The organism is Pseudomonas sp. SIMBA_068 (assembly GCF_046534705.1).
GTDB classification, from domain to species: domain Bacteria; phylum Pseudomonadota; class Gammaproteobacteria; order Pseudomonadales; family Pseudomonadaceae; genus Aquipseudomonas; species Aquipseudomonas putida.
Genome location: NZ_JAWRYI010000983.1, coordinates 1 through 256, shown reverse-complemented (window position 1 = coordinate 256; position 256 = coordinate 1). Strand labels below are relative to the sequence as shown.

Annotated in this window: 1 protein-coding gene; it reads right to left on the bottom strand. The window is 55.1% G+C overall.

The features are described from left to right. Nucleotides 1-256: cytosine permease (locus SB756_RS32360; protein WP_410913540.1), on the bottom strand; the 256-nt coding region annotated here is incomplete at both ends.

Here is a 256-nt window from a genome sequence, read left to right as displayed (position 1 = left end):
ATTGAAATCTAACGGTTGTGCGGGAACGACCGCTTTTAATGCGTCCAGGCCGCCCATGCCGTTAACAGCCAGCCACACGGAATAACCGCCCAGGCAGGCGATAGCCGGAACCGCAATCACCGAAAGAACCGTCAGCGCCGAAATGCCAAAAAAGACGGTGACGGTCATCAGTAAACCGGAAACGGCAATCAGCAAATTAATATCCAGCCCGGTTGCCTTACCCACCGGAATGGCAAACATCGCCACACCGACGCCA